Genomic DNA, 8,877 nt, shown 5'->3' on the forward strand with positions numbered 1-8,877 from the left:
GTTAAAAATTCAAATATAGCGATTTTCAGTTGGGTGAAGTAAAAATTAAGACCTCACCCCCTTCCCCTCTTTTTAACAAGGAGAGGGGTGCCGTAGGCGGGGTGAGGTTCATTTGTTAACAGTTACTAATTAAAACAATTAAGATGATCTACCGTTTTCAAAAACGTCGTTGGCTGTATATTAGTCTGTGCTTCTTAAGTTTATGTTTGGTACTATTACCTTTGTTTTGGAACCTCAATCCTGCTAAGGCTTATGAAGAAGTTTCTGCAAAGGTTGCTGTTAAGCAAACTGAGGATGCAAATTTATTAGAACAAGGAAGAACACTTTATCATCAAGGACGTTTTACCGAAGCTGCGAATATTTGGCAAACAGCAGCGAAACAATATCAAATCCAAGGGGATACTTTAAATCAAGCTTTATCTTATAGTTATCTTTCTCTAGTTCAACAGCAGCTTAATCAATTAAGTAATTCGCAACAATCAGTTGACAAGGCTTTAGAGTTATTAAAATCTGCTAAATCTGCTCCCGATGCGATTATTTGGGCGCAGGTATGGAATACTCAAGCTGGTTTGCAACTGTATACGGGTAAGGGAGAAGTAGCGCTAGAAAGTTGGCAGCAAGCACAGAAATATTACGAACAAGCGGGGGATAAGGAAGGAAGTCTGGGTAGTCAAATTAATCAGACTCAGGCTTTGCAAAGTATGGGGTTTTATCGTCGTTCCAAAAAGCAGTTGGAAGCGATCGCTCAAAAGTTGCAAAATCTGCCAGATTCGGAAATTAAGGTGAGTGGTTTGCGGAGTCTTGGTGCAACTTTGCAGTCAATGGGAATATCTCAAGAAAGTGAGAATATTCTGGTGCAAGGTTTGAAAACTGCTCAAAAAATCCAGGCAAATGACCAGATAAGCAGTATTTTACAGATTTTGGGTAAAACTGCTGTTGATTTAGAAAATCCCGATGCAGCATTAACCTATTTTGAACAAGCAGAAAATGCAGCGAATAATCCTCAAGAGAAGTTACAAGCGAGTTTGAAGCGGTTTAAATTATTTGTTGATTACGATGTTAAAGATTATGCAACTCCTTTAATTACTCAACTTTACGAGCAACTCCAAGCATCACCTCCAAATCGGACATCTCTCTACAGCCGAATTAATTTTATTGCTAGTTTAACTAAGTTGGAGAATGCTACTCAATTTGTATCCCTAAACGATTTGGGTCAGATGCTGGCTAAAACTGTTACAGAAGCTCGACAAATTGAAGATCGGCTTGCAGAAGCTTACGCTCTTAAACAATGGGGTGAATTTTATCGCTACACGGGACAGTTTGTCGAAGCAGAAAATTTAACTAAGCAGTCTTTGAATATTGCTCGTCAACTGCAAGCAGAAGACATTATTGCTCAAGCTGCTTGGGAATTGGGACGGTTGCATAAACAGCAGAATAAAAATCAGCAAGCGATCGCTAACTATACTGAAGCGGTTAACTCTCTCAAAGCAATTCGTACAGATTTAGTAGCAGTGAATTCAGATGTACAGTTTTCCTTCCGCGAGAGCGTGGAACCTGTATACCGAGAGTTGGTTGGATTATTACTTGAAGGAAAACCCGCTCAAGCTAATCTTGTCCAAGCCAGAGATTTAATTGAATCCTTACAAGTTGCCGAATTAGATAACTTTTTACGGGAAGCTTGTTTGGATAAAGCCCAGCAAATTGATCAAATCGATACCACTGCAACAGTAGTTTATCCGATTATTCTGCAAGACCGTTTAGCGGTGATTTACTCGAAAGCCGGACAGCCATTATCTTACAGCGTCACCAACAAATCGAGTGAGGAAGTTGAACAAACATTAAGGCAATTACTCGCTAGTTTAAATCCAGTATCGAGCCTCCAAGAGCGCGATCGCCTTTCTCAACAGGTTTACAGTTGGTTAATAACTCCGTTGGAAGCTCAAGCAATCAAAGATACTCAAACTTTGGTATTCGTTTTAGATGGCATCCTGCGGAATATACCGATGTCGGCACTTTATGACGGGCAGCAATATTTAATTGAAAAGTATGCTGTCACCCTTTCACCGGGATTGCAGTTGATGCAGGGAACATCTTTAAAATCGAACAATATTAAAGCAGTAGTTGCAGGTATTAGCGAAGCTCGTTCTGGCTTTAGTCCGCTTCCGGGGGTGAAGTCTGAAGTCAAAGAAATTTCTGAAAAAGTAAATTCCACCTCTACTTTACTCAATGAGAAATTAACAGAAGCTAGTCTCGCAACTAAAATCAAAAATGGTTCTGCGAATGTAGTTCACTTAGCTACTCACGGACAATTTAGTTCTCGCTTGGATGATACCTTTCTCCTGACTTGGGACGGTCAAATTAATATTAAAGAGCTTTCGGAACTATTGCGAAATCGACAAAGCAGTCAATCTCAAAATATTGATTTATTAGTATTGAGTGCTTGCGATACTGCTGCTGGAGACAATCGGGCTGTTTTGGGATTAGCAGGGCTAGCAATTAAATCCGGAGCGCGTTCCACAATCGCTTCTTTGTGGCCTGTTAAAGACCAAGCAACAGTAGCTTTGATGAATAGCTTTTACGAAAACTTGTTAAAGCCAGGAACCACGAAAGCCCAAGCTCTCAGACAAGCTCAGGTAGAGTTAATGAAAAATACCGATTTTCGTCAGCCATTTTTCTGGTCTGCATTTGTTTTAGTCGGTAATTGGCAGTAGGAACCTAGTACTTCACCACATTAATTCTGCGGGGTTAACGTAGTGCGAGCGTCTCGCTCGCTGATTGCTTTTAGCTCGCTGGTTGTAACGAGCGAGCTAGAAGCTTGCGCTTCCCTGCGGGAACACCTTGCGGTGAACGCGCACACTACCCTTCGGGCAAACTTCGTTAACGTGAGTCTGCGCTTACGCACACGCACTACGAATGTTTTACCTGTCCTCAACAACTGGTTCCCAGTCTGAGACTGGGAATCCATTACGTGAGGCTCTGCCTCGATTTTATCAAGAGACAGAGCCTCTTGAGATATGTTCCCAGGCAGAGCCTGGGAACAAGAAATAAAGCTCCGCCTTTAGATATAGATATCTTATTTAACTTTAAAGTAAGTAATTTCCTCAATCCATATAACAAGCAATATTTTTAAAATAGAAATAGATTTTTTTCAAGGTTGAGAAGAAAAACATTTTGATACAAGCTTTTCCAACAAATTTTTTTGTTTCAATTTAATCGATAGATATCAAAAAAGTATTTTTGAGCGACATCATTTTTTTTAATCAGGAGTAACAAATGAAACAAATATTAACGGCTAGTACTTTAAGCTTGATGTTGATTGCTAGCGGAGGATGGATGTCATCACAAATGGTTAGTGCTGTCACTTTTAGTCCTCCACCAAATAGCGGTACTCCAAGTAAAGCAACGGGTGGAGCTTCGAGGGGTAGCTTGTTTGCTCCGAAATCGGGTGAATCTGCACCGAAAAGATCGACTGGTGGAGCTTCGAGGGGTAGTTTGTTCGCTCCTAAATCGAGTGAATCTGCACCGAAAAGATCGACTGGTGGAGCTTCGAGGGGTAGTTTATTTGCTCCGAAATCTGGTGAATCAACTCCGAAAAGAACGAGCGGTGGAGCTTCGAGGGGAGACTTGTTTGCTCCTAAATCAAGCCAACCCGCACCGCAAAAAACTGATGGTGGTGCATCTCGTGAAGGTCGTCGCTATCTAAATTTCCCCGAATCTAACGTAGAGCAACCGGCGGCTATTTTGGCACTTTTACCTCAAACTTATTTTGGAACAACAGTTTCTCAACGTGCGGAAATTTTGGTTTATCTACCTGATTCGGAAGCTAGAGAAGGTGTTTTTAGTCTTAAAGATGCTCAAGGAAATACTTTACATCAAATGACTGTACCAGTATCTGGTCAAGGGGGAGTTATTTCGATCAAAGTTCCTACCGATTTACAGCTAGAGAAAAACTATCAATGGTTTCTAGCATTAAAAATCGATGGAGAACTCAGCCCTAGAACACCTTATGTTGATGGTTGGATTAAACGCATTCAGCCGTCGGCAGAAATCACAATGGCAATGCAGCAAAAAGATTTGCTCAAACTTGCTACAGCTTTAGGTAAGAACGGGGTTTGGTATGACTGTGTGGCAACTTTAGCTAAATTACGAGCTAATCAACCGAAGGATGCAAATTTAGATAAACAATGGTCGGAATTGCTCGAATCTGTAGGACTTCAGCAGATTGAAAAAGCTCCGTTAGTCGCTCTTAATTAATTTTAGATTTTAGATTTTAGATTTTGGATTGTAATTATAATTAGGACGGTTTTAAAGATGAAATCGTCTCTCAATCTTTAATCTAGAATTTTTAAAGTAGGGTACGTTATGAAGACCGCTAACGCACCATTTATAAGACGATATTTCAAGTTCCAAACATTCTCCAAGCACTTGGTGCGTTAGAACAAAGTTCGTAACGCACCCTACAATATCTATAATATCTAATTTTAGATTTTTATATATTTAATCTAAAGTCCAAAATCTAAAATCTAAAATATTTTATGTGGTGCAAATTAAAGTCTTTTTTTCGACGAAATCGCAACGTTTTTATTATTACTCCTACAGTAACTGTTGCTGTTGTTATTGCTCAAGGTATAGGATTATTTAATTTACCGGAATGGCAAACGCGAGATTGGTTTTTTCGCTTACGCTCTCAATCGGAAAATAAGCAGAATCTAGCTTCAAAAATTGCGATCGTGACGGTTGATGAAAAAGATATTCAATCTGTGGGGAAATGGCCAATTCCGGATGCTGCACTTGCTGATTTACTCGAAAAAATTAAATTACAAAAACCACGAGCTATAGGTTTAGATTTATACCGAGACTTACCAGAAGGAAAGGGACACGAGCAGCTTGTAAAGGTTTTTCAAACTACTCCTAATTTGTTCGGAGTCGAGAAAATTACGGGGGAAAGAGTTAAGCCACCACCGGAGTTGAAACACAAAGGACAGGTAGGTTTAGCTGACTTGGTTTTAGATGGCGATCGCCAGGTGCGACGGGCTTTATTAACTGCTGTGGATAAGGAGGACAAAGGTACTCTCAAAGCTGGTTTGGCAACTGTTGTAGCTTTAAAATATCTGGAAGCAGAAGGGATTTCTTTAGAATCTGTTGATGCGGAACGGCAAAAGTTTCAGTTGGGTAAACAAATTCATTTACCCTTGACAGTTGGGGAAGCTGGTTATACTAGCGGTGATTTAGGCGGATATCAAATTTTACTCAATTGGTATGGTGCTGAAACAGCATTTATTACGGTAGCAATGCGCGATATCTTGGCAGGTAAAATACGTAAGGACTTATTGCGCGATCGCATGGTGTTTATCGGTTCGACTGCTGAGAGTACAAATGATTTTTTTGGTACTCCTTTTAGCTCTTCTTGGTTGACTGCGGGAAATCCGACTCCGGGGGTTGCAATTCATGCGAATATTGCTTTGCAGTTGGTACAAGGAGCTAAAACGGGAAAGGCTAATCTAAAGGGTTTTTCAGCAATACATTTTCCGATTTGGATAACTTTTTGGGCTGCTGTTGGTGCTGTTGGTAGCTGGTGTTTAGCAAGTAGTCACAAAAGAAAGCGGCTTCCGGGGGGTAATATTTTATGGACAACTGTAGGAATTACTTTTGGGTTGATTAGTGGTAGCTATTGGATATTTTTAAAAGGTTTATTAATTCCTATTACTCCAGCTTTGACGGCTTTTATTAGCAGTGTAGTTGCTACAACTAATGCTTACAAACAACAGAAACTTGAGGAAAGCAATCGTCAATTAGAAATTGCGAATAATCGACTATTAAATTATTCCAAAACTTTAGAAATCAAAGTTGAAGAACGAACCCACGAATTACTTGAAGCCAAACTTTTAGCTGATAGCGCGAATCAAGCCAAAAGCGAGTTTCTCGCGAATATGAGTCACGAATTACGCACACCACTTAACGGCATTCTTGGTTACGCTCAGGTATTGCAAATGAGTTCAAATATTACGGGTAAAAGTTTAGATGGTGTGAACATTATTTATCAGTGCGGTTCGCATTTATTAATGTTACTTAACGATATCTTAGACCTTTCTAAAATTGAAGCCCGTAAATTAGAATTGTTTCCCAGTGCTGTTCATTTAGAGGCTTTTTTACATGGAGTGACAGAAATTTGTCAGATTCGAGCCGAACAAAAAGGTATTCCATTTAATGTTATTTTAGATAAAAATTTACCTATTGCTGTAGAAGTTGATGAAAAACGCTTGCGGCAAGTATTGATTAATTTGATGGGTAATGCAATTAAATTCACCGATCAAGGTGGAGTTACTTTTAAAGTTAATCTGCTTGAACAAAAGAATATAGATAAAGATACAACTTGTACAATTCGCTTCAGTATAGAAGATACAGGTGTAGGAATGTCATCGGAGCAATTAGAAAAGATTTTTAAACCTTTTGAACAAGTCGGTGATGCTGGTAAACGTCCCGATGGTACAGGTTTAGGATTAACAATTAGTCAAAGAATTACAGCATTGATGGGAAGTCAAATTGAAGTAGAAAGTCGTTTGGGTGAAGGAAGTATTTTCTCTTTAAATTTGATAATGCCAATTAATGAGCAATATGCAGCAGAAATAGCTTCAATTCGACGAAAAATCATTGGAATTAAAGACAAGACACCGCAAATTCTGATTGTTGATGACGATAAAAATCATCTCGATATATTAAGCAATATCTTACAATCAATTAGCTTTCGGACTTTACAAGCCAAAGATGGTTTAGAAGGGTTAAAGTTAGCGGTAGATAATCATCCCGATCTAATTTTACTTGATTTAGCAATGCCAAATATGGATGGTTTTGAACTGATGATCAAACTTCAAGCCAATCCTCAAACTTCTTCTATCCCGATTGTTGTTTCTAGCGCTAGCGTTTTTGATGCAGATAGACAACGTAGCTTAGAAGCGGGAGCAAAAACATTTTTACCTAAGCCTTTAGAAGCAGAAGAATTAATCGAAACGTTAGGAATTTTATTAGATTTAAGATGGATTTACGATGGTGATGTCACCCCAAGCGAATCTGCTCTCAATCAAAATCAATCTATTTCAACAGCTAAGATAATTCCTCCATCAGAAGAAATAGTCCAGCAACTTTATCATTTAGCAATGATGGGTGATATTCCAGCAATTGAGGGAATACTAGAAAAGATCGCAGCGCAAGATCGACAATTACTCGGTTTCGCTAACGAACTCAGTAAACTTACTACTAACTTTCAGAGTGCAAAAATTCGGAAATTTCTCAAACAATTTGTAACTAAGGAGTCAACTCGAAAATGAATAATACGACAGATATTTTCTCTAAACCAATGCATATTCTTTTAGTTGATGATAATCCTACTAATCTTAAAGTACTGTTTGAGTCTATTGGGGGATACGGTTGGAAAGCGTTAATGGCAACTGATGGAGAATCGGCTATTGAACAAGCGGAATATGCTCAACCCGATTTGATTCTTTTAGATATAATGATGCCGGGTATTGATGGTTTTGAAACCTGTCGTAAGTTAAAAGCTAATCCGATTACAGCAAATATTCCGGTAATTTTTATGACTGCTCTTTCCGAAGCTACAGATAAAGTCAAAGGTTTAGAAATAGGAGCAGTTGACTATATTACCAAACCCTTCCAACAAGAAGAAGTTATTGCTCGCTTAAAACTACATTTAAAACTTTCCTTACTTACCCGCAATCTGGAACAAGAAGTACAGCAACGCACCGCACAATTAAGCCAATCTATAGAGCAGTTACAGCAAACCCAATTACAATTAGTTCAAAGCGAAAAAATGTCCACATTAGGACAACTTGTTGCCGGGATTGGACATGAAATTAATAATCCTATTGGTTTTATTGGCGGAAATTGCAATCATATTGAGGGATACGTCAACGATCTTCTTGGTTTAGTCAAGCTTCAACAGGAAAAGTTAGCGGATTCTGACGATCATGAAATCGCAGAACTCATTGAAGAAATTGACTTGGAGTATTTGATTGAAGATTTACCAAAACTGATGAAATCAATGCGTCAAGGAATCGCTCGTTTAACAGACATTAGTTTGTCTTTAAGAACTTTTGCTCGCGGTGATATTGCATCTAAAGTAGAGTATCAAATTCACGAAGGAATTAACAGTACTTTAATGTTACTCAAACATCGACTTAAAGATATAGGAGAAAGACCGAAAATCGAGGTTATTAAAAACTATAGCGAGCTACCGCTAATTAATTGCTATCCCGGACAATTAAATCAGGTATTTATGAATATTATTGCTAACGCTATTGATGCATTTGACGATTTATATCAAAAAGCTGATGAAAAAATAATTGCTTGCGGAAATACGATCGCGATCGCAACTTCCATAAATCCGGAGCAAAACACTGTCTCAATCTCCATTGAAGATAGTGCTTTAGGAATGCCTCCTGAAGTCCAATCTCGGATTTTTGAGCAATCTTTTACCACTAAAGCTGTAGGTAAAGGAACTGGTTTGGGATTAGCCATTAGCTATCAAATTATTGTGGATAAACACGACGGAAAAATCGAATGCTTATCAACCCAAGGTAAAGGAACTAAATTTATAATTACACTGCCAATTTAACTGCTATATTTTTATCTACAGTAACTGGATATATTTAATATTTTAATCGATTGAAAAATGTAGAGACTCTCTGTATTGCTATGTCTCTCGAAGTTCATGTCTATTGCATTAATTCTGATGAGTAATAAATTCGTAGTGCGAGGCTGCGCGAATCTGCGTTTACGCACACGCTCGTTACAACTAGCGAGCTAAAAGCAACTAGCGAGCGAGACGTTTAAAAGTAACTAGCGAGCGAGACGTTTAAAAGT

The 8,877-nt window shown here is 38.6% G+C and carries 4 protein-coding genes; all 4 read left to right on the forward strand.

The window, feature by feature from the left end; translation table 11 throughout:
- The first annotated feature begins 143 nt into the window (after positions 1-143).
- The 4 genes from VB797_RS19780 (at position 144) to VB797_RS19795 (ending at position 8,629) form a co-directional block, all read left to right on the forward strand.
- Positions 144-2,711: a CHAT domain-containing protein gene (locus tag VB797_RS19780; RefSeq protein WP_323239447.1), complete on the forward strand. Its 2,568-nt coding sequence runs from the start codon at positions 144-146 to the stop codon at positions 2,709-2,711.
- A 562-nt stretch (positions 2,712-3,273) separates the two neighbouring features.
- Entirely contained in the window at positions 3,274-4,254 is a 981-nt protein-coding gene (locus VB797_RS19785) for a DUF928 domain-containing protein (protein ID WP_323239448.1), read from the forward strand.
- 281 nt (positions 4,255-4,535) lie between these two features.
- The gene (locus tag VB797_RS19790) at positions 4,536-7,325 is read left to right on the forward strand and encodes a CHASE2 domain-containing protein (protein ID WP_323239449.1); all 2,790 of its coding nucleotides are present in this window, start codon (positions 4,536-4,538) and stop codon (positions 7,323-7,325) included.
- Positions 7,322-8,629, forward strand: a complete 1,308-nt coding sequence (locus tag VB797_RS19795) for a response regulator (protein ID WP_323239450.1) — start codon at positions 7,322-7,324, stop codon at positions 8,627-8,629. Before VB797_RS19790 ends, VB797_RS19795 begins: the two co-directional genes overlap by 4 nt.
- Positions 8,630-8,877 lie beyond the last annotated feature (248 nt).

Source organism: Rivularia sp. UHCC 0363 (assembly GCF_034931125.1).
Lineage (GTDB): Bacteria > Cyanobacteriota > Cyanobacteriia > Cyanobacteriales > Nostocaceae > Rivularia.